We start from the raw sequence: 23,351 nt of genomic DNA, 5'->3' as shown, positions 1-23,351 counted from the left end.
TTGAAACGGAGTCATAATATGATTAATCAAAAAAAATATGTACAATTTGTCATAATATACATATCTATATTTGCTCTTTGGATACTCTTTATTCCAAATGAGTCGCATATAAAGGAGATTGGAATTCTTTTCTTATTCTGTTTCGCTGCACTTTTTTCTTGTCACTGTTTATATAAAGCTATTAAGAGAATGAAACGCAGTGATAAACTATTTTGGATTTTATTACTATGCACTTGCCTATGTGGATTAGTTATGGAGATAACCCTATTTCTTAGTTCACTTTCTATACATGATCAATCTATATTTTCATATAAAGCATTACCTTTTTTTATCATACAATATATTTTGCTCTTTGTTGGATTTGCTATAAAGTTTATAAAAAATTATTCTATTAAGGGGCTTTCTCAATTTTCATTCGATAGCATCTTTATTATTATTATGAACATTTATTTCACCTTAACTTTTATCTTAGACCTTTCAAGCTTCCGCATGTTAACAAAGGATACTTGGATTTTAATTGGGTATTTCATTGCACAATCATTAGTAATTTACGCCGTTATTAGCCTATATAGAAGAGAACAATATTCTTCTAGTAGAATTGCATTAATTATCGGTTTCACTATTATACTCGTATACGGTTATATTCATCTGTTTCAATTGAATTTTGGGATGAAAACTTCTGCTGAAATTAATTATTTAATACACACTGCTTCTATTTTATTAATTGGACTTTCTTCCATACTATATATTTTAGATAAACCAATGCAGCATGAAACGAAAACAAAATATTATCGATTCGATTATGTACGTTTTATACTACCTTATTTTAGTATAATTATTACTTTTTCTTTTATTATCATTCAACCTTGGGATGATAAATTCATGTTAATCGGTCTCGTATTATCACTTATTTTGTTATTCTTGCGGCAACTTTACATGTGGAAAGATAATCAAGCACTAATTCATACATATGAACAGTTGACTACACAACTAGAGGACGAAGTTGAAGAAGGTGCATTTGCATTATCAAAAAGTGAACAACGTTATAAATCTTTATTCGAGGACCATCCCGATGCCGTTTTCTCTTTAAATATGAATGGCATTTTTCAACAATCTAATAAGGCGTGCGAAAGCTTATTTACTGCCTATTATTGCGAAGTGGCAAGCTATTCTCTGGTACACTTCATTGATTCAAAAGACCACGAACTACTAAAGAAGGCTTTACAAATTACAAAGGAAGGTAGGCCACAAACGTTAGAAGTTCGTACAAAAGAACAAGAAGGCTATTATTATTATCTCCATATTACACTTATCCCTACTTTTATAAACAAAGAAGTGGTCGGAATGTTTGGGATAGCACGTGATATTACCACCTTATATGAAAAACAAAAACAAGTAGAACATTTAGCCTTTCACGATGCACTTACTGGATTACCAAATCGTCGAAAGTTCGAAAAAGATTTAAAAGCCATTTTAAATACAGCCCAAACTAACGCAAATGATGTCGCCGTCATATTCCTTGATTTAGATCGATTTAAAAAAATTAACGATAGACTTGGCCATGACGTTGGAGATTTATTATTAATTGAAGTAGCAAAAAGATTACGCGGTTGCTTGCGTTCAAAAGATATCGTCGCTCGCCAAGGTGGAGATGAGTTTACAATTCTATTGCCAGAAATGTACTCAGAAAAAAGTGCAATTTTTATAGCTGAACAGATTTTAACTATTTTAAACAAACCATTCTTCATTCAAGGCGAAGAACTCTCTATTACACCAAGTATCGGAATTGCGATGTACCCTGATTATGGAACTGATGTAAATGAGTTAATGAAAAATGCTGATATGGCTATGTATCGTGCGAAAGCAAATGGAAAAAACAGATTTGTTTTCTTCTCAAAAGAAATGAGTATCGCTCAAAATGAAATTCAATTCTTAGAAGGTGAACTTTCAAAAGCATTACAACAAAATGAATTTTTCCTTGAATACCAGCCACAAGTAAGCACAAAAACAAAACAAATTATCGGTTTTGAAGCATTAATACGTTGGAAGCATCCAAAACTCGGTATCGTATCTCCTGCCCAATTTATCCCTCTAGCAGAGGAAACTGGTTTTATTATTGAACTTGGCAATTGGATTTTACGTACTGCTTGTTTAGAGGCAAAAAGATGGCATAATCAAGGTTTCTCTCACTTAAAAGTTGGTGTAAATCTATCTGTTGTTCAATTTAACCATGCAGATTTAATCCCAACTATTTCAAAGGTATTGGAAGAAACAGAACTGAAACCAGAAGCACTAGATATTGAAATTACGGAAAGCATCGCAATTAATCAAAATCAATCTGTAGTTGCAAAACTCGAACAACTTCAAAATCTCGGTATTCAAATTTCAATCGACGACTTTGGAACTGGTTATAGTTCTTTAGCTTATTTAACAAAATATCCAATCAACACATTAAAAATCGCTCGAGAGTTTATTTGTGGAATTACAACTAGTCCTTTAGAAGAAGCAATTGTCTCTTCCATTATTACACTATCAAAGCAACTAAATTTAAAAGTGATTGCAGAAGGTGTAGAAACGGAAGAAGAATGGGAATTTTTACATAAACAAAATTGTGATCACATTCAAGGATTCTTTATTAGCAAACCTGTTTCTAGTAAAGACGTTTGGATGTTACTACATAAAAAAACAACCGTCTAAGTAAGACGGTTGTTTTTTTTAAAACTCAAAAGGCATATCTGAAGCTAATTGTACCTCTTGATCATCATGAGAAATTACTTGGCTTTTCTCTAAAGCTGTATCCGCTAATGAAATACCCCATGTCATTGCTAACGTTAATAGACTACCGATAAGTAGTTTCTTCATATTCCATCACCCACATTTTTTCTTTTAATATATCATGAAAATTTATCCATACATTATGCAATTATGCATATTTAGTTTTTGCGTTATTTTATTTCGTCATTTTTTTCATAAACTTTTCTTTATACGTATGCATTTCTAGTATATCAAAAAAGAAATAAGCTTTTTCATAAGCTTCTTCACTCTCTACCTCATCGTAGCCTAGCTTTTCTAAACATTCACCTTTTTGATAGTATAGCTGCCCAATCAATGCCATACTATTAATTCGACACGATATTTCAATAGCTTTATTTATTTGATAAAGAGCCTCTTCATATTGATTATCTAAGTATAATGTTTTCGCATAATTATGTCTTACCTTCACATCAAACTCTTTATTTTCAGGTAATGCCTCTAATTGCTTTAATATACCTTCAAATAACTCCATGCCCTTCTTAAAGTAACCATTTTCAGCATAAATATTTGCAATTGCATTCTCTATATAAAGATTTTGGTACACATCAATCCCAGTTAATTGTTGATTTAATAATTTTTTCAATTCTAAAATGCAATATTCATAATCACTTTTCTTCAATACATACGCTGCTACATGATATTGCCATTGAAGAAATTGCTGAAACTCAGGATGATATTCTTCCTTTTTCAACTCATTCCATACTTTATTATAAATTTCTTTATATTTCTTTTGCTTACAAAGCATAATGATTTGATCTTTTAACTGCTTTTTCCTCTCAATATCGGAATAAATGAGTACCTCATAAAAATGAATAATGGGAACTTGTAACTTTGCTGCAATACCTTGCAATATATCCATACTTGGGTATACCGCACCCGATTCAATTCTGCTCACTTCCGATTGATGACATATGTTCTCGGATAACTGTTTTTGTGTTAATCCTCTCAACACTCTAATTTTCTTAATTTCACTTCCTAATTTCTCTGCGTGCATACTTACTCACCATCCCATTATAACAATCTAATTTGTTAAGTTGTCATACCACTACAATAATGTGAATTCGACAATTTTTGATATGAAATAATGCATAATATATATAAAATTCGGCAAATTTTTCATACAATTCATCTCACATACAATAATAGATTAGGAGTGTTATAGATGAATTATAGAAAACTTGCTAGTGCTTTCGTTACATTCGGTCTTCTTTGCCCTTTATCAACAGAAGCTATTCATGCTCAAGAATTAGACAAAAGTGCAGTCAAAGTTGAAATTGCTCAGCCTGGTTTAACAATCGGGAAATTAACACAACCTCAAAATGATACGAAAGAAAATATTGCTAAAAAGTATTTAAAAGGTGAGGTAAATGGGGCGAAAGCTCAACAAGAACAAGTCACTACTGAAAAAAATGTAGATTTCCAACCTACCAATAAAGAAACCAAAGAAAATCAAACCGAAGTTCGCCTTGCACAAACATATAAAAACTATAAAGTATATGGCCAAGATCTCATTGTAAAAGTAGATAAAAATGGAGTGATCACAACTGTTAGTGGTAAAGTTATTCAAAATTTAAATCAACAACCTAATCTTACTATAACAAATTTTTTGTCGAAAAATGAAGTAAAATCTAAATTACGCGATATAGTTCAAATTCCAAGCGATGCAGTTGAGACTGAATTCTCTAGCGAAACCGTTGTTTATAAGAAAAAAGATGGCTATTATACATTCGCAACTGTTATTACATTTACTTATGAAAACAATGAACAAATTATAAACGGCAATGCTATCGTTGATTTAAAAACTGGCGAAGTACTTTTTCAAGAAAAATTCATTAAAAACAAAGAGAATAAGACTATAAATCAAGTAACATCACCTAGATTATCCCCTACAAGTGAGCAAGGAACTGGGAAAAATGCACTTCAAGAAAACATCTCTTTCAATATTGCCAAAGGAACTGATGGAAAATTTTATTTAGCGGATTTATCACGCGGAAATGGTATTTATATTTATAATGCAAACTACGCCGATTCCCTTGGAGGATATAGTCAAGCTGGTTATCCAGGGACACTAATTTCAAGTAGTACTCCTAATTTTGCAGATAAAGAAGCCGCGGGCGCTATGAAGAACATGAGTGATATTTACGATTACTTTAAGAAAGAACATAATCTAAAAAGTTACGACAATAAAGATTCAAAAGTTGTTGCTAGTGTACACGGTTTTGATTCTACTGAAGTTAGTGATGGTGTAAAAGAAGACTATGTAAATGCATTTTGGCATCCCGCTTGGAACCAAATGGTATTTGGTGATGGTTTAGACGGAAAACTAACATCCGCTCTTGATGTAACAGCTCATGAATTTGGACATGCTGTATTCAGTGGCACGACGAAAAATAAAGTTGTGAGATATCCAAGCGCTGAAACATCTGCACTAAACGAGGGATTAGCGGATTTCTGGGGTACACAAATCGAATATTACGTAAAGAAAGATAAAGGAAACTGGATTATGGGCGATACATTAGGTGGCCTAACAATTCGTGATATCCCAAGGGAAATTGGTGACGGCGGTCATAAACTATATACAAATTTACAAGATTTCTATAACGATGGTAATAATCAAGAATCACACGTGAATTCTGGTATTATCAGTCACGTATTATATCAATTAGCTGAAGGTAAAACATATAACGGTATTGCTGTTCAAAAACAAGGAAATGAAAAAGTAAGTAAAGTTGTTATGCGTGCATTGCAAAATTATGCAACTTCCGCTGAAGACTTTGAATCACTTCAATCTCATATCGTACAAGCTTCAAAAGATTTATATGGCACTGCCGTATCAAATGAATTTGCAAAGGCATTTGAAGCACACGGTTACAAACCGTTACAAAAAGTAAATCAAGTAATAGAAGTACAATAATTATAAAAAGAAGGTTACCTCTCATAGATAACCTTCTTTTTATATCCAACCCTTTTCTTCCGCAATTGTAATTGCCTCAATTCTATTTTTCGCATCAAGCTTCGCTAATACTTCAGAAATATAATTACGTACTGTACCCGGCGAAAGATAAAGTGCCTTCGCAATTTCGTTTGCCGTCTTTCCTTCTTTCGCAAGCAACAGTACTTCCTTTTCGCGATCTGACAACGGATTTTGCTCCTGCCATAAGCCAAACATTAAATCTTGGGAGACCTCTCGTTTCCCCTTCATTACATTACGAATTGCTGCCGCTAAATCTTCACTTGGGCTATCCTTTAATAAATAGCCGTGCACACCAGCTTTCATTGCTCTTTCAAAATATCCCGGCCGTGCAAATGTTGTTAAAATCATTACTTTGCATGATGATTTTTCTTTCTTTAAAGTCTCAGCGACATCCAATCCACTTTGAATCGGCATTTCAATATCCATAATACTTACATCTGGCTTTAACGATTCAATTAATTTTAACGCCTCTTCCCCGTTCGCAGCTTGCCCAATTACTTCGATATCATCTTCTAGATCAAGCAGGGCCCCTAATGCACCACGAAGCATCCGCTGGTCTTCTGCAATAATAATTCGAATCATGCCCTCACCTCATCTTTTCCTGTTCTAATAACAACTGGAACTTTTACCGTTAATAACGTCCCTGGATTGATTGTACCTAGTTCAACAAATCCATCAATAAGAGCAATTCGTTCTTTCATACCGCGAATACCATTTCCATCATGATTTTGATCTGTTAAACCGATTCCGTTATCTTCTACTTTCAAAATCAGTTCACCTTGTGATTCTAATACAGAAACTGCGCACCGCGTTGCCTTACTATGTTTTACAACATTTGTAACGGCCTCACGTAAACACATCCCGACAATATTTTGTTCAATTGGTGATAACGAGCTCGATCTTGCTTCTTGCCTCACTTCTAATTCAATATTAGCTGCTTGTAAGATCGCTTTTATTTGCTCTAGCTCTTCTTCTACCGTAATCATACGCATATCAGAAATTAATTCTCTAAGCTGTTTTAAGGCGGTACGAGAAGTTTGTGTAATTTCCTTCGCTTCCGCACTTGCACGCTCTGGATTTTTCACAATTAACTTCTCAACGAGCTGGCTTTTTAAAGTAATAAGAGATAAGGTATGCCCTAATGTGTCATGAAGATCTCTTGCAATTCGCTGCCGTTCTTCACGTTTTACTAAATCTTTAATTTGCTCGTTCGCCTCATCTAATTGATTTCTTAACATCTTTTTCTGATTAAAATTACGCATACCAAATGGCGTAAGAAGCATTAAGATAAACATCGGAACGATATTTACTAAACTTGTAGTTGTTAGTTGATTCATATTTACAAATAAAAATGCTCCAAGCATTATAACTAACGAGCATAACAGCACTCGAAATACTTTCTTATTTGGCGCAAATCCCATCGCACTTGCTGTGAAAAAGCCAAAAAATATCATAAAAGGATTATAAAATAAAGCAAATAAAAAGATGAGTATCATTTGAATGCATGCCCATAAAATAAACGTCTTCTGAACAAAATATAGCTGACGGTATGTGATAATAAAAAGTATCAACATACTGCTTCCTAGCACAAGCTTCCATCCTGATGCTTGTGCTAAGTGATAAATTGGAAATAATAGATAAACAAACCACATGTACGGAAAAAATCCCATATGTTTCGGAAAAATCTCAATCCTCTTCTTCTCTATCATTTATACCGCTTCCTGTCTTTTTCTTATATATATTGATACTACAACAAATATAAGGAAATAACCTCCTAATACCGCGATATTTTCCCATCCAATTGATTTTCCAGCTACAATATCCCACGCACCACTTCCGAAATGGTATGTCGGTGTCCATTCACCAATCGTTCTTAATATTTTTGGGAATACTTCAATCGGCATCCACAACCCGCCAACTATAGCTAAACTCATATTTAAAATATTTGCTAAGCCAGCAGCTGCGTCCGCCTTCTTAATGGAACCTATTACTGTTCCTAACGCTAAAAATGGTGTTACCCCTAACAATAACCATAACCCCGCACCTATCCATTGCCCTACCGTTAACTCAACATGATTAATTAGTATCCCTGCAATAAAGATAACTAATATTGAAAAAGCATTTACTACTGTTTGAGCGATAATTTTTGCTGTTAAATATGCTCCCTCTGGAAGCGGTGTAATTTTTAGAAGATGTGTCCATCCTTGCCCTCTTTCCTGAGAAAGTCTCACACCGAAACTAAAGAGTGCAGTCCCTACAATACTGAAAGTTGCCATCGAAATTAAATAGTGTGCTTTCCACGCATCTCCGTTTTGTGGTACTTGAACAACATTTGTGAAAATGTAGTAAAACATAACAGGCATTAATAATGAGAAAAAGATAAATAATTTATTGCGGAATGTACGTAAAATTTCTATTTTGCACTGCATCCATAACGCTCTCATGCGATTTCCTCCTTCTGATTTGCAACGAATTGTTCAAATGCCTCATCAAGACTTCCACGTTCAACTGAAACATCTGTTACAGGTAAACTCCTTTGATAAATGGCTTTTAAAGTTGCATCCGTATCCTCCGTTGTTAAAATGAAGCGTCCTTCGTTTGACTTTACTTCTGTTACATTTGGTAATTCCTTTAGTAATTTTGTAGGAATGCTTTCCTTTGAGTAAAATGTGATTGTTTTTCTCGAAATTGTTGCTTTCATTTCGTCTGGTGTACCATCTGCGATAATCTTTCCGTTCGCAAATAATAAGATACGATTTGCTAAAGCATCTGCTTCTTCTAAATAATGCGTCGTTAAAATAATCGTTTTCCCTTCACTTGCTAACTTTCGAATCGTTTCCCAAAACGTTCTTCGAGACGTAATATCCATTCCGACTGTCGGCTCATCTAAAAATAACAAATCTGGATTTCCCGCAAGTGCAAGCGCAAAGTTTAACCTTCTTTTTTGCCCACCTGATAACTTCTCACATCTTTGCTTTCGCTCTGATTCTAAATTTGATAACTGCAGTAACGTTTCTTTCGCTATAGGATTCGTATAATAACTACGGAATAACTCAATTGCCTCTTCCACCGTAATACTATCAATGACACTTACTTCTTGCAGCATCGCACCGAGGCTATGACGAACATCTCTATGCTTTGGACTCTTTCCAAATATAAAGACCTTACCTTCTGTTGGGTCCTTTAATCCAAGCATCATCGACATCGTCGTTGTTTTCCCCGCACCATTCGGACCAAGTAACGCTACTATTTCCCCTTTATTTACATGAAATGAAACATTATTTACTGCGTTTTTATGTTTAAATGTTTTAGAAACACCATTTACTTCAATAATCTTTTCCATCTCTCCACCCCCGCTGTTTCTTATATTTACATTGTATTACTTGGAAAACTTAGGAAACAGTATGATGCGTCATGACATCGATATGACAATTGTCATGTATTCTTTATGAGAGGAATCAACCCGCATACCGCAAGCGAGTAGCAGGACGAAAATAAACATGATACAATCGGATAAGATATATATTCGAGGAAGGACAGTGGTTTTCATGATTATTCGTAATGAACAAGATTTAGAAGGCTTACGAAAAATCGGCCGCATCGTTGCGCTTGCACGTGAAGAAATGAAAAAACAAGCGAAGCCAGGTATGACAACGAAAGAGCTTGATTTGATCGGTAAAAAAATATTAGATGAGCATGGTGCTATTTCTGCACCTGAAAAAGAATATGATTTCCCAGGTGTAACTTGCATTAGTGTAAATGAGGAAGTTGCTCATGGTATTCCAGGAGATCGTGTATTAAAAGAAGGCGACTTAGTAAACGTCGATGTATCTGCTGCACTTGATGGCTATTATGCAGATACAGGCATTTCATTTGTTCTTGGAGAAGACGAGGCAAAAGAAAAACTTTGCCAAGCAGCAGTTGATGCATTTTGGGCAGCAATGAAAAAGGTTAGAGCTGGCTCAAAACAAAATCAAATTGGTCGTGCTGTTTCAAACTTCGCACATAAAAGTGGATACAATGTTATTCAAAACTTAACTGGTCACGGCATTGGTCTTAGCTTACATGAAGCACCAAATCACATTTTAAGTTACTATGATCCAATGGATAATGCGCTTCTAAAAGACGGTCTTGTTATCGCTGTAGAACCGTTCATCTCTATGAAAGCTGATCATATTATTGAACGTGGTGACGACGGTTGGACATTCGTTACACCTGATAAAAGTCTTGTTGCACAATGTGAACATACTGTTGTCGTAACACGCGGCGAGCCAATAATCTTAACAGAAATCTAATACCAAAAACGGCTGTTTTGTAGATTTATTCCACATAAAACAGCCGTTTTTATTTTTGGGAAAATATGTGAACCATTGTTGAACTCTTTATCATTTAAGTATATAATCTTTAGCGGAGGTTACTTAAGCTTATCTTTACTAAAAAGATATTGTAACTAAGGAGTAAAACACCTTCTTTCTTATTGTTTAAACAGGCTCAAAAATGACCGTAGTAACGTGTTAGTCGAATATTCTGTAATCCTTATATTTCTCTAACAATGTAAGAAACTATCACCTTTCAACTTCGGTCCACTAGTCGCACAACTCTCTTTAGACAAAATAAATGACTATTTTCAAAGTACATATTGTCTTCATTCTGACCAAAACCAACCCTATCTAGATTTTTATTTCCACATAACTTTAAGGCAAAAATAAGCCTTCACAAAGGGATACACTACCTTGGTTAGTATGTATCGTAAAACTTACCTTTATAACCATTCTTTTTTACTAGATATACATGAAAACTATCTCACATATAAAGGTCTGATATCATTATTTATATCAGTATTTTTTTCGACATTTTTTGTCGAATTGTGTATATTTCCATAGAACTGTGTAAATATACATTTTGTTTTACGTTAAATAATATTGCTTTGAACATAATTCTGTTTGTCTGAGAACGCGTATAGAAACGGAGGGATAACAAAAATAAATAGCTTATAACAAATACTTTTAATATTCCATTTGTTCATGTGGAATAAGTCCCCAATGGACAAATGAATGTTCAGAGGAGGAAAAATGAAAAAACTTTTTAATGTATGTTTAATTGTATTCGTACTATTTTCGCAACTTGCTAGTTTTCCATACAATCAAGTAAGAGCGGAAACCTTAACAGGAGATTCCTTATTTGACACTGTTGAAATGAAAGATGCAACGAATCATATTATTGACGAATCAAAAAATCCTAACAATTTAATAAAGATAGGATCAACCATTCAAGTAGAATACGCTTGGTCAATAAAAGATCAACAAGTTGCACACGCAAATGATACAGCAGTAGTTCAAATACCACTTGCATTAAAAGTATCTAAAGATTTGCAAGGGGATTTAGTAACAGATCAAAAAAATATTGGTCAATATTTTATAACAGCTAAAGATAATAAATTAAAATTAATATTTAATGATCAAGTAGAAAATTTGAAAGACGCTAAAGGAAAAATTAAAGTTGATACCGTGTTTAACTCAACTTTAAAACCTGGGGAAAAATCAGTTCAAATCGCTTTTCCTTTAGGAACAATGGTTCAGCCTATATCAGTTCCTGTTCAAGTAGAAAACTCTAAAGAAGATGGCACCAAACAGGATACTAATAAACAAGCGCAAGATCCAGTAACTAAACCTGTTACTGACAATCCGGAGCAAGATCCAGCAACTAAAACTGTTACTGATAATCCGGAACAAAACCCAGCAGCTAAAACTGCCACTGATAATCCGGAACAAAACCCAGCAACTAAAACTGTTACCGATAATCCGGAACAAAACCCAGCAGCTAAAACTGCCACTGATAATCCGGAACAAAACCCAGCAGCTAAAATTGCTACTGACAATCCAGAACAAAAGCTATCAAGCGACCCTGCTGAGAATACAAATTCAGGTCCAAAGCAAATAACAACAAACATTTTAACCAGTGTAAAATTGACGGATAAAGACGGAAAACCATTTACAGAGGATAACCGTCCAAGCACAGATTCCCCTGCCAATATTGAGTTTACATGGGAACTTTTAAAATCAATGAATGTGAAAAATGGAGATTACTATATTTTTGATCTTCCTAAACATTTTAAGATTTACAATACAATTAACAGTCCTTTATATGATAGTGAAAACCATCAAATTGGTAATTTTACTGTTACAAAAGATGGAAAAGTCACGATGACATTCAACGATTATGTTGAAGAGCATCCAGATGTTGCTGGTAACCTACAATTAAAGACAGAATTTAATAAAGCTGAAATTAAAGGTACAACAACACAAGAAATTCCTTTCCCGATTAAAGATAAGGATGTTTCTATTACAGTTGACTTTAAGCCTAATGTACAAACAGCTACGAATAAAAAGGGTTTACCTGATAGACCAATTAATACAAATGAAATTAATTGGAAAGTAGAGATGAACAAAACGAAAGACACCCTTAAAAACGCTGTTTTTAAAGATAACATTCCACAGGGTACAAGCTTAAATAAAGATTCTATTAAAGTTTATTATTTAGAAGTTGATGTTAATGGGAATGTAACGCGTGGTGCAGAAGCTGAGCCAACAGATTACAATATTATTTCATCAGATGGCTCAAAATTGGAGATTGCTTTCAAAGATTCTATCAATAAAGCATATCAAATCGAATATGCCACAAAAATTACTGATGAAAATATTAAAAGTTTCCGAAATAACGTTACGATAACGAGTGATAATCAAAAGCAACAAAACGCAAGTTCTACTGTAACGGTTTCTCGTGGTACACACTTAAATAAAACAAGTAAATATGATCCAAAGACGCAAACAATTGAGTGGACAATTACTTACAATGGTGATCAAAGAGAGATCAAAAAAGCAGATGCGATTTTAAAAGATATTTTTGACGATACACACGAACTAGATGCAAATTCTATTGTTGTAAAAAACGCTTCATATAATGAAAAAGGAACGCTTGTAACAGGAGACGCTGTTAATAATTACACTGTAAGTAACAAGAAGAATGGATTCGATTTACAGTTTAATGATGATATTAATAGTGCTTATGTGATTACCTATAAAACCAAGCCAACTAATAAAGTTATAGAAGATGGAAAAGTAAAAAATAAAGTTACAGCTGATAATGATTCAAGTAAAGAAAATGAAGCTAGCTTCAAGCAGCAAAATATTATTAAATCTAATAATAAAGCTGAAACAAATTATAAAGACAAAACAACAACTTGGACAATTATAGTAAATAATAACAACTATCCATTAAGCAACGCGATTATTACGGACACCTTTGATCATGGTGGATTACAATTAAAAGATAAGAAACTAGAAATTAAAGACGGAAATTATACCCTTCAAGCTGGGACTGACTATGTTTTAGATGTAACAGATAAAGGCTTCAAAATTACTCTTATAGGTACGTATCAGTCTAATATGACAAAGACATTAGTCGTAAAATATACGACAGACTTTGATTATACAAAGCTAGAAAGTGGTAAAACTTCATTTAAAAATACAGGTAACCTTTCTTGGATAGATACGGATTCTAATCCACAATCAAATAAAGTTGAAGCTAATTTCGATCCTGATACTTTCACAAAGGCAAATGGTTATAAATACGGTTCTTATAACGCCCAAACGAAGGAAATTACTTGGATAATAGGCTTTAACTATAATAATGTTGAGATTAAAGATCCTTATGTTATAGACGTAATACAAGATAAACAAAAATTAGTGCCTGGATCCATTGAAGTGCGCGATATGATTCTAAATGGAAATCCTGATAATGCACAACCTGGTAATGCTGTACCAACTGAGAAATATGAACTTGAAGAACCTACAGAGAAAAATAAAAACACCCTAAAGGTTCATTTCAAACAATCAATTAATTCACCTTACTATATTATCTTTAAAACAAGCCTTGATGGTGAACTTATCCAAGGCACCTACAAAAACGAGGCAGATTTAAAAGATGGCTCTAAAATCGTAAACACCCTTACAGGTGACACTCAAGTAAATAAAGGTGGTAGCTTCGTTACTAAAAAAGCTGTGCAAGACGACAACTATATTAATTGGAGTATCGCAATTAACGAAAGCCAATCAACCATTGCAGATGCCGTTGTAACAGATGACCCAACCGAAAATCAGGTAATTGTGGAAGATTCATTCCACTTATATCCTACAACTGTTGATCCATATGGAAATTTAACAAAAGATACAGTAAACGAATTAAAAGAAGGAACAGACTATAAACTCAAAATAACAACAGACAATAATACCGGAAAGCAACATTTCGAAATTGCCTTCTTGAAAAAAGTTGATCGAGCTTATATTTTAGAATATCGCTCACTTATTAATGCAGACGATAAAGAAAAAGTAAGTAATAAAGCGAAAATCACAGGCAATAAGTTGACAGTTAAAAACACAGAAACTACTGAAACGATTGAAGTGAGAATGTCTTCTGGTTCAGGCGGAGGATCTGCTACTAAAGGCCGTGGAAACCTTGAAATTATAAAGGTAGATAACGACAATAAGAACGCACTATTAGCTGGGGCAGAATTTACTTTATACGATCGTACAGGTAAAACTGTTATCCGTAAAATTACAACAGACAAAGACGGTATCGCTAAATTTAATAATTTAAAACGCGATAAATATTTATTAAAAGAAACAAAGGCTCCTGAAGGCTATGTAATTAGCTGGGATTTAAAACAAGGGAAAATTGTTGAACTTGGTACACAAGAGACTACAACATATAAACTTGCAAATAAGAAGTTTGTCGGTAAAGTAATTTTAACAAAGTCTGATGACCTGAATAAAAACGTCACACTGCAAGGTGCCGTTTTCACACTACTTGATAAAGACAAAAAAATAATTTCAGAACACGAAAAATTAACAACAAATGATCAAGGACAAATTACTGTAGATAATTTAAAACCAGGAACTTACTACTTACAAGAAACAACTGCTCCTGAGCATTATAAATTAGACAGTACACCTATTCAATTCACAATCAAAGAAGATCAAACAACAGTAATAAACCGAACTGCAATAAACAGTTTGATTCCAGGATCGGCCATTTTAACAAAATTCGATAAAGATGGAAAAACTTTAGCAGGTGCGGAGTTCAGTGTACGCGATCGATATAACAAAGTAATTCGTGGATATGAAAAATTAACGACAAATGATCAAGGACAAATCGAAGCAAAAGATTTACGCCCTGGAGACTATCAATTTGTCGAAGAAAAAGCACCTAAAGATTACGACATAGATAAAAAACCAATTGAGTTTACAATTATAAAAAGTCAAAAGAAAGCAGTTACTGTTACTGCGACGAATCACCTCATTAAAGGTGGTGTCACTTTAACAAAAGTCGATGATGTCGATGGCACTGCCCTTGAAGGTGCTGTATTTAAAATTGTCGATGCGAATGACGAGAAACAAGTAATTCGTGAAAATATAAAAACAGGTTCAGATGGAAAAGTTACCGTTAAAGATCTAGAGCCTGGTGTTTATAAATTTATCGAAACAGAAGCTCCTAAGGATTATACGTTAAGTACAAACCCTATCGAGTTTACAATTGATAAAAGCCAACAAGCTCTTGCTACTGTTACGGCAAATAACAGCTTAAAAACGGGCGAGGTTGAATTATTAAAAGTTGATGAGTTTGGTGAGAAAAAACCACTAGAAGGTGCTGTATTCAAACTTGTCGATACAAATAATAATGACGTTTCCCCTCACACTAACTTAACTACTGATAAACACGGTAAAGTTAAAGTTAGTAACCTACGTCCTGGTACGTATAAATTTATTGAAATAGCTGCTCCTGAACATTACGTTTTACGAGCAGAACCTATTGAATTTACAATCGATAGAAGTCAGAAAGAAACTCTACTTGTGAAAGCTGAAAATGCTTTAAAACCAGGAGATGTTGAATTAACAAAAGTTGATGATATCGATGGTACAGCTCTTGAAGGTGCTGTATTTAAAATTGTTGATGCAAATGATGAAAAGAAAGTTATTCGCGAAAATGTAAAAACTGGTGCGGATGGTAAAGCTATCGCTACTGGCTTACGCCCTGGCGATTATAAATTTATCGAAGTAACAGCACCGAAGTATTACGACAAAAATACAAAACCAATTAAATTTACGATTACAGAAAGTCAAACAACTCAGGCTACTGTTACCGCTAAAAACAGCTTAACAAAAGGCGGTATTGAGTTAACAAAAGTGAATGCTGCAGATGAAAAGGAAACACTTGAAGGTGCAGTATTTAAAATCGTTAATAGAGATACTAATGAAGATGTTCGTACGGACCTTGTTACGAATAGTAAAGGAATGCTAGTTGTAGATGACTTACGTCCTGGTAACTATAAACTTATCGAAACAAAGGCTCCAACTTATTACGATGTAAATGTAGAACCAATTGAATTTACAATCGAAAAAGGACAACAAAAACTTCTTCCACTTACATTTAAAAATAGTTTAACGAAAGGAAAAGTTAAACTGATTAAAGAAGATGATGTGGAAAGTAGTAAAGCTCTTGCCGGCGCTGTATTCACATTGCAAGACGCAACTGGCAAAGAAATTATGAAAGATTTAACAACAGATGATTACGGAGTATTAGTTATTCCTGATTTAGCACCAGGGGATTATCAATTTATCGAAACAAAAGCCCCTGAACATTATAAATTAGACAAAACACCTATTAAGTTCACAATTAAAAAAGGTAGTAAGGAAGATCTTCCTATCCCTGTTACTGTAAAAAATAGTTTACTTACAGGTGGCGTCACTTTAACAAAAGTTGATGATGTTGATGGCACTACTCTTGAAGGTGCAGAATTTATAATCGTTGACGCTCATGATACTAAAAAGGTAATTCGCAAAGGTTTAACGACTGATAAAAACGGTAAAATTACTGCTTCTGATTTACGTCCTGGAGACTATCAATTTGTTGAAGTAAAAGCTCCAAAAGACTATAGCTTAAGCAAAGACTCTATTCCGTTTACTATCGAAAAAAGTCAAAAAGAGAATATTACTGTTACTGCTACTAACAGTTTAAAGAAAGGTGCAGTAACATTAACAAAAATTGATGACATCGATCGTACGATGCTCGAAGGTGCAATCTTTAAGATTGTTGATATGAATGGTAAGGAAGTTCATACGAATCTTGTTACAGATAAAAACGGTAAAATTTCTGTTTCTGATTTACGCCCTGGAGACTATCAGTTCATTGAAACAATTGCTCCTGAGCACTATGTATTAGATGAAACAACGATTCCATTTACAATTGAAAGAAGTCAAACGAAAGAGATCAATGTTACAGGCAAAAATGCTTTGAAAAAAGGTAGCGTTGAACTAACAAAGATTGACGATATTGATATGAATACAAAACTTGCTAACGCCGTATTTAATTTATTAGATGCAGACGGGGAGCTAGTTGAAGAAGGCTTAAAAACAAATGATGAAGGTAAAATTGTTGTTGAAAATCTACGTCCTGGTACGTATCAATTCGTTGAAACAATTGCTCCTGAACATTACGATTTAGATAAAAAACCTATCGTATTTACAATTAAAAAGAGCCAAACTGAAACTCTTCATATCACTGCTACAAACGCTTTAACAAAGGGTGCAGTTAAACTTTCTAAAGTAGACGATGTTGATGGCACTGTTCTTAAAGATGCAGTATTTAAAATTGTTAATATGAACGGTGATGTAGTTCATAAAGACCTTGTTACAAATGAACAAGGAATAATCGAAATTAACGACCTACGTCCTGGTGATTACCAATTTATCGAAACGAAAGCTCCTAAGCATTACGTTTTAGATGAAACACCAATCAAATTCACTATTGAAAAAGGACAGAAGAAAGTTATTTCTTTAACTGCTACAAATGGCTTAAAACAAGGTAGTATCGAATTACTTAAAGTTGATGATTTAAACACTCAAACAAAACTTGCCGATGCGGTATTTAATTTACTAGATCAAGATGGCAAAGTACTTAAAACAGATTTAAAAACAAACAGTGAAGGTAAAATCGTTATCGAAAACTTACGTCCTGGTACGTATCAATTCGTTGAAATAACGGCTCCTGAACACTATGATTTAGACAAAAAACCAATTATATTTGCAATTGAAAAAAGCCAGAAAGATATTGCTACCGTTACTATGAAAAATAGTTTAACAAAAGGTGGCGTGGAACTTTCTAAAGTGGATGATGTCGATGGCACTACTCTTGAAGGCGCAGTATTTAAAATTGTGGATATGAATGGCACTGTAATTCGCAAAGATCTTGTTACGAATCAACAAGGTAAAATTAGCATTTCTGACCTACGTCCTGGTGATTATCAATTCATCGAGACAACGGCTCCGAAACACTATGATTTAAACAAAGAGCCAATTCCATTCACAATCACAAAGAGCCAAGCTGATCCTATCTCCGTTACAGCTACAAATAGCTTAACGAAAGGCGCTGTGGAACTTTCTAAAGTAGATGATGTAGATGGTACTGCTCTTAAAGATGCGATATTTAAAATTACTGATATGAATGGTAACGACATTCGCACTGAGCTTACAACAGATGTACATGGAAAAATTTCTGTTTCTGACTTACGTCCTGGGGACTATCAGTTTGTTGAAACGAAAGCTCCTGAACACTATAAATTAGATAGTACACCTATTAAGTTTACAATTAAGAAAAGCCAAAAAGAAAAGCTCCAAGTTACTGCTACAAATAGCTTAACTGAGGGTACTGTAGAATTAATAAAAGTGGATGATATAAATCCAGATACAAAACTTTCTGATGCAGTGTTTAACATCATCGATGCGAAGGGTAAAATTGTTCGTTCTGATTTAACTACTGATAAAGATGGAAAGATTTCTGTTTCTGATTTACGTCCGGGAGATTATCAGTTCATTGAAACGAAAGCTCCGAAAGATTACGATTTAAATAAAACACCTATCGATTTCACTATCGAGAGAAGTCAACTAACTCACGCTTCTGTTACTGCTAAGAACGGCCTAACAAAAGGTGGCGTGGAATTAACGAAAATTGACTCTGTAGATAAGAAAGAGATGCTAGAAGGTGCGGTATTTAAAATTACTGATATGAATGGTAACGACATTCGTACGAATTTAGTTACAAATAAAGATGGTAAAATCATCGCGAAAGACCTACAACCAGGAGACTATCAATTTATTGAAACGAAAGCTCCTAAACATTACGACTTAAATGAAGAACCAATTAAGTTCACAATCGAAAGAAGTCAAACAAAGCATGTCTTCGTTACAGCTATTAATAGCTTAACGAAAGGTAGTGTGGAGTTAATTAAAGTTGATGATGCCAAGCAAAACACAACACTTGAAGGTGCAGTATTTAAAATTGTTAATAAGGATGGACACGATGTTCGTACCGATTTAACTACTGATAAAAACGGCCGTTTAGTTGTGGATGAATTACCACCAGGAGACTATGAGTTTATTGAAACAAAAGCTCCTGAACACTATGACTTAAACGACACACCTATTAAGTTCACAGTTAAAAAAGGCCAAGAAAAAATCGCCTCTGTTACTGCTACTAACAGCTTAACTAAAGGCGCAGTTGAATTAACTAAAGTTGATGACATCGATGGTACTACTCTTGAAGGGGCTATCTTTAAAATTGTAGATATGGACGGCAAGGATGTTCGTTCTGATCTAACTACTGATAAAGATGGTAAGATTTCTGTTTCTGATTTACGTCCGGGAGATTATCAGTTCATTGAAACGAAAGCTCCTAAGCATTATGACTTAAATCAAAATCCTATCAAGTTTACTATTGAAAAGAGTCAAACTGCTAAAGCTTCTGTTACTGCTACGAATAGCTTAACGAAAGGTGCAGTTGAATTAATTAAAGTTGATGACATCGATGGCACTACTCTTAAAGGGGCTATCTTTAAAATTGTGGATATGAACGGCAAAGACGTTCGCACCGACTTAACTACTGATAAAGATGGTAAGATTTCTGTTTCTAATTTACGTCCAGGTGACTATCAGTTCATTGAAACGAAAGCTCCAACTGGCTATGATTTAAACGTTAAACCAATTCCTTTCATAATTACGAAAGGACAATCTCAGGTTACCTCTGTTACAGCCTTAAATAGTTTAACAACAGGTTCAATTGAGTTAACTAAAGTTGATATTGATCACCATGGAACACTTGAAGGTGCCATTTTCAATATTTTAGACCAAGATGGAAAAGTTATCCGAGAAGGTTTAAAAACAGATCAACACGGAAAAGTAATCGTAAATGATTTGAAACCTGGTACTTATCAATTAGTAGAAACAAAGGCTCCTAAAGGCTATCAATTAGATGCATCACCAATAAACTTTACAATTGATAAAGCCCAAGCTACGCCACTACAAATTACAGTTTCAAATAAAAAAATTGAATCTTCTTCAGGTGGAGATGACAAGCCAGTTACTCCTCCAAATAAAGAAGAAAACAAAGGCAATGAAATATCTGAGAAACACGAAAACGGAACTTCCGAAGAAACATCGAATAAAACAGATAACAAACAGCAAGATGATCGAAATACGGATAAACACCTTCCAAATACAGGTCATAAAGAAGACCCTACACAAACAGTAGGTATCCTTCTTCTACTAGCTGGATTATTAAGTATTTTGGCTACAAAACGCAAAAAAAATTATTAATAATTTTTTCACATCCAATCAATCTCCCAATTGATTGGATGTTTTTTTATACAAAAAGGACGATACATAAAGTATCGTCCTTTTAACGGGGTGAGGCTGCCCAAAAGTACGGAAAACCTTTGAACAGCCTCTTATTTTCATATGGATGCCTTACATATATCACTGATAATAATTATGAAATGCGGAAACATAATTACCATCAACTGATTCAAACATGAGAAATGAAACCCTACAGTGATTCCATTCCTCTACATAATCTAAAGTTTGGGTACACTAGATTCATGCAATGTAGGAGCTTTCAGAGTAGAAAGCGAACCTTCGTTTAAAATGATAGCATACATATCTCCCTCAAAAATATGCAAATATGCATATATCGTTTTTATTTCTCAATGTCTGAATATTGAAAAATAAAAGGTGCAAAGGTAAAATAAAGTCATTATCCGTCTTCTTTTGTCAGTCAGAGAGAATAGAAGAATAGGAGAGGAAAAAATGAGAAAATCATTGAAACAAAAAATAGTAAGCTCTTTGCTTGCTGTATCACTCGCTGTTAGCTTAGCTCCAATTGGGCAAGCAAAAGCGGATTCCACGTCAGAGGTTACACAAACTCCATCTATTACAAAACAGATTGATCCAAACCGCGCGATTGAACATGTTCGTTTCTTATCTGAAACAATTGGTCCTCGCCCCGGTGGAACAAAATCCGAAGAATGGGCTTCTCGTTACATTGGTATGCAGCTTAAATCAATGGGCTATGACGTAGAATATCAACCATTTCAGGTGCCCGATCAATACGTTGGATTCATTGAATCACCACTATCAACAAAACGTAATTGGCAAGCTGGTGCTGCTCCTAATGCACTCATTTCTACAGAAGCTGTTACAGCTCCCCTTATCTTTGTTCAAGGTGGGACAAAATTAGAAGATATTCCAAATGAAGTAAACGGTAAAATTGTTTTATTTGAAAGAGGAACGACAGTTACAGACTATAATAAACAAGTTGAAAATGCTGTTAGCAAAGGTGCAAAAGGTGTTCTTTTATACAGTTTAATTGGCGGACGCGGAAATTATGGACAAACCTTCAATCCCCGCCTAACGAAAAAGCAATCTATCCCTGTCTTTGGTCTTGCTTATGCGCAAGGAAATGCATTTAAAGAAGAAATCGCTAAAAAAGGGACAACAATTCTTTCCCTAAAAGCGAGACATGAATCTAAATTAACATCTCTAAATGTTATCGCCAAAAAGAAACCAAAAAAGAGTACAGGTAATGAAAAAGCAGTCGTTGTAAGCTCGCACTATGATAGTGTTGTCGGAGCACCTGGCGCAAATGATAATGCTTCTGGAACTGGATTAGTATTAGAACTAGCTCGTGCTTTTCAAAATGTAGAAACTGATAAAGAAATTCGCTTTATTACCTTTGGTTCTGAAGAGACTGGATTACTTGGTTCGGATTATTACGTGAATAGTCTATCCCAAAAAGAACGCGACCGTATTTTAGGTGTCTTTAACGCCGACATGGTTGCAACAAATTATGATAAAGCAAAGAATTTATACGCTATGACACCTGATGGCTCTACAAACTTTGTAACAGACGCTGCCTTGCAAGCAGGTAAACAACTAAATAATGACCTCGTCCTACAAGGTAAATTCGGTTCTAGTGATCATGTTCCATTTGCTGAAGCTGGTATTCCTGCTGCTCTATTCATTTGGATGGGTGTGGATAGTTGGAATCCATTAATCTATCATATTGAGAAGGTATACCATACACCTCAAGATAACGTATTAGAAAACATTTCACCTGAACGAATGAGAATGGCATTAGACGTTATCGGAACAGGAGTTTATAACTCGCTTCAAAAACCTGTTCCTCAAACTGAACAGAAAGCTGCTTAATCATTTAAAAGACCACTGATTTTATCAGTGGTCTTTTATTGAGAAAAAATATATATGCATAAAAGCATATTTTATCCTACCCATTATCGTATACAATATTAACTGTAACAACACCGATTACAACTAATAAGGAGGCTTTTTCTATTATGAAAAAAATGATTTTAGCAGGTGCATTAACTTTAGCAGGAATTACTGGAGCTACTGCGTTTATTCCTGAAACAAAAGTCGCTGCTGCCGCTCAAGAACAAAGCTTTACAAAATTTTATTCCTTGCAAACTGGAGGTAGTTCTGAACAAGAACCTATTTTCCTTCAAAAAGGACAAGAACTAACAATTCATCCTAACAGCAAAACTCCTAGTTACAGTGTTTATGACTCAAATCATAACCTAATTGGACGTTATTCTGATGGTTACGGCCGAATTTTCACTGCAAAAACAGATGGAAATATGTATGTTCAATTTCATGCACCTTACGTTTACTATAGTCCTGTTAGTTTTTCTGTTACTTATACTATTCAATAAAAAAGAGGTCCTTTATAGGGCCCCTTTTATTTCTCTTGCCAATTCACTTTTACGAATCCATCTTTCACTTTTAATCCACTTATATTCAATACATACTCTTCATTTGCTTTTAAAGTAACTGTAAAACTACCTTTTTTCGATTCACAGATTTCCTTTAACTCCTTTATCCACATAAGAAAGTTGGTGCCTTGATGAAAAAACCTTTATCCACGTCTCTTGAAAAATATCTTCCGCATCTTCTTTCGTTTTCGCTAACTTATAGCATAAGGAATATATTTGCTTCTTATATATATATCAATTAATTCTTCTACCTTTTCTTCCATCATAAGCCTCCTGTCATTTATATAAGACGACGCAAATTCCCTTTTTGTTTGATAAAATTTTATTTTTTTATTATCTCCACATAAAAAGGCAATCACAACATCGTGTGATTGCCTTTTATTTAAA

At 34.2% G+C, this 23,351-nt stretch carries 12 protein-coding genes and 2 pseudogenes; 6 read left to right on the top strand and 8 right to left on the bottom strand.

Features of this window, described 5'->3' with window-relative positions; all coding sequences use genetic code 11:
• Positions 1-18 precede the first annotated feature (18 nt).
• Positions 19-2,697, top strand: a complete 2,679-nt coding sequence (locus tag ACTFRU_RS18400) for a DUF4084 domain-containing protein (RefSeq protein ID WP_016123891.1) — start codon at positions 19-21, stop codon at positions 2,695-2,697.
• Positions 2,698-2,715: 18 nt separating this feature from the next.
• Here the strand turns inward: ACTFRU_RS18400 and ACTFRU_RS18395 are convergent, their stop codons facing one another.
• Positions 2,716-2,862 carry a quorum-sensing peptide PapR gene (locus tag ACTFRU_RS18395; protein WP_000734744.1) on the bottom strand — a complete coding sequence of 49 codons (147 nt, stop codon included), beginning with the start codon at positions 2,860-2,862 and terminating at the stop codon, positions 2,716-2,718.
• An 88-nt stretch (positions 2,863-2,950) separates the two neighbouring features.
• Entirely contained in the window at positions 2,951-3,808 is an 858-nt protein-coding gene (locus ACTFRU_RS18390) for a helix-turn-helix domain-containing protein (RefSeq protein WP_000542908.1), read from the bottom strand.
• Between the two features lie 168 nt (positions 3,809-3,976).
• On the opposite strand from ACTFRU_RS18390, the gene ACTFRU_RS18385 reads away from it, so the two are divergent.
• A complete protein-coding gene (locus ACTFRU_RS18385) occupies positions 3,977-5,728 on the top strand; it encodes a M4 family metallopeptidase (RefSeq protein WP_440037745.1) in 1,752 nt (583 codons plus the stop codon).
• Positions 5,729-5,767: 39 nt separating this feature from the next.
• Here the strand turns inward: ACTFRU_RS18385 and ACTFRU_RS18380 are convergent, their stop codons facing one another.
• Genes ACTFRU_RS18380 through ACTFRU_RS18365 form a run of 4 tightly spaced genes read right to left on the bottom strand, consistent with a single transcriptional unit; the run spans position 5,768 to position 9,131 of the window.
• A complete protein-coding gene (locus ACTFRU_RS18380; RefSeq protein WP_000619259.1) occupies positions 5,768-6,370 on the bottom strand; it encodes a response regulator transcription factor in 603 nt (200 codons plus the stop codon).
• Positions 6,367-7,497 (bottom strand): sensor histidine kinase, encoded by a 1,131-nt coding sequence (locus ACTFRU_RS18375; RefSeq protein WP_000570615.1) that lies wholly within the window; start codon positions 7,495-7,497, stop codon positions 6,367-6,369. Before ACTFRU_RS18375 ends, ACTFRU_RS18380 begins: the two co-directional genes overlap by 4 nt.
• Positions 7,498-8,232, bottom strand: a complete 735-nt coding sequence (locus ACTFRU_RS18370; protein ID WP_001202431.1) for an ABC transporter permease — start codon at positions 8,230-8,232, stop codon at positions 7,498-7,500.
• Positions 8,229-9,131 carry an ABC transporter ATP-binding protein gene (locus ACTFRU_RS18365; protein ID WP_440037744.1) on the bottom strand — a complete coding sequence of 301 codons (903 nt, stop codon included), beginning with the start codon at positions 9,129-9,131 and terminating at the stop codon, positions 8,229-8,231. The genes ACTFRU_RS18370 and ACTFRU_RS18365 overlap by 4 nt, the downstream gene beginning before the upstream one ends.
• A gap of 157 nt (positions 9,132-9,288) precedes the next feature.
• Here ACTFRU_RS18365 and map point away from each other — a divergent pair, with 157 nt between their 5' ends.
• From map to ACTFRU_RS18345, 4 genes are all read left to right on the top strand, one after another.
• On the top strand, positions 9,289-10,083 hold the full coding sequence (gene map / locus ACTFRU_RS18360; protein ID WP_100617878.1) for a type I methionyl aminopeptidase: 795 nt from the start codon (positions 9,289-9,291) through the stop codon (positions 10,081-10,083).
• A gap of 777 nt (positions 10,084-10,860) precedes the next feature.
• Positions 10,861-20,493 carry a SpaA isopeptide-forming pilin-related protein gene (locus ACTFRU_RS18355; protein WP_440037743.1) on the top strand — a complete coding sequence of 3,211 codons (9,633 nt, stop codon included), beginning with the start codon at positions 10,861-10,863 and terminating at the stop codon, positions 20,491-20,493.
• Between the two features lie 489 nt (positions 20,494-20,982).
• Positions 20,983-22,383 (top strand): M28 family metallopeptidase, encoded by a 1,401-nt coding sequence (locus ACTFRU_RS18350; RefSeq protein WP_001232218.1) that lies wholly within the window; start codon positions 20,983-20,985, stop codon positions 22,381-22,383.
• 146 nt (positions 22,384-22,529) lie between these two features.
• A complete protein-coding gene (locus ACTFRU_RS18345; RefSeq protein ID WP_000738221.1) occupies positions 22,530-22,904 on the top strand; it encodes a hypothetical protein in 375 nt (124 codons plus the stop codon).
• Positions 22,905-22,930: 26 nt separating this feature from the next.
• Here the strand turns inward: ACTFRU_RS18345 and ACTFRU_RS18340 are convergent.
• Together ACTFRU_RS18340 and ACTFRU_RS18335 are read right to left on the bottom strand one after the other, a co-directional pair.
• Positions 22,931-23,071: pseudogene (locus ACTFRU_RS18340) on the bottom strand (anti-sigma factor); the annotation flags it as partial.
• A pseudogene (locus tag ACTFRU_RS18335) lies at positions 23,070-23,290 on the bottom strand (sigma factor); the annotation flags it as partial. The pseudogenes ACTFRU_RS18335 and ACTFRU_RS18340, both read right to left, overlap by 2 nt.
• Between the last annotated feature and the right edge of the window lie 61 nt (positions 23,291-23,351).

The organism is Bacillus cereus group sp. MYBK220-1 (assembly GCF_051916445.1).
Taxonomy (GTDB): Bacteria; Bacillota; Bacilli; order Bacillales; family Bacillaceae_G; genus Bacillus_A; species Bacillus_A cereus.
The sequence above is the reverse complement of the archived record's forward strand: the minus strand, read 5'-3'. Positions and strand labels throughout refer to the sequence as shown.

Bases quoted from the DNA above. Each gene is read 5' to 3' on its own strand.
- ACTFRU_RS18400 (WP_016123891.1), top strand. From the start codon at position 19: ATGATTAATCAAAAAAAATATGTACAATTTGTCATAATATACATATCT.
- ACTFRU_RS18395 (WP_000734744.1), bottom strand. From the start codon at position 2,862: ATGAAGAAACTACTTATCGGTAGTCTATTAACGTTAGCAATGACATGG.
- ACTFRU_RS18390 (WP_000542908.1), bottom strand. From the start codon at position 3,808: ATGCACGCAGAGAAATTAGGAAGTGAAATTAAGAAAATTAGAGTGTTG.
- ACTFRU_RS18385 (WP_440037745.1), top strand. From the start codon at position 3,977: ATGAATTATAGAAAACTTGCTAGTGCTTTCGTTACATTCGGTCTTCTT.
- ACTFRU_RS18380 (WP_000619259.1), bottom strand. From the start codon at position 6,370: ATGATTCGAATTATTATTGCAGAAGACCAGCGGATGCTTCGTGGTGCA.
- ACTFRU_RS18375 (WP_000570615.1), bottom strand. From the start codon at position 7,497: ATGATAGAGAAGAAGAGGATTGAGATTTTTCCGAAACATATGGGATTT.
- ACTFRU_RS18370 (WP_001202431.1), bottom strand. From the start codon at position 8,232: ATGAGAGCGTTATGGATGCAGTGCAAAATAGAAATTTTACGTACATTC.
- ACTFRU_RS18365 (WP_440037744.1), bottom strand. From the start codon at position 9,131: ATGGAAAAGATTATTGAAGTAAATGGTGTTTCTAAAACATTTAAACAT.
- map (WP_100617878.1), top strand. From the start codon at position 9,289: ATGATACAATCGGATAAGATATATATTCGAGGAAGGACAGTGGTTTTC.
- ACTFRU_RS18355 (WP_440037743.1), top strand. From the start codon at position 10,861: ATGAAAAAACTTTTTAATGTATGTTTAATTGTATTCGTACTATTTTCG.
- ACTFRU_RS18350 (WP_001232218.1), top strand. From the start codon at position 20,983: ATGAGAAAATCATTGAAACAAAAAATAGTAAGCTCTTTGCTTGCTGTA.
- ACTFRU_RS18345 (WP_000738221.1), top strand. From the start codon at position 22,530: ATGAAAAAAATGATTTTAGCAGGTGCATTAACTTTAGCAGGAATTACT.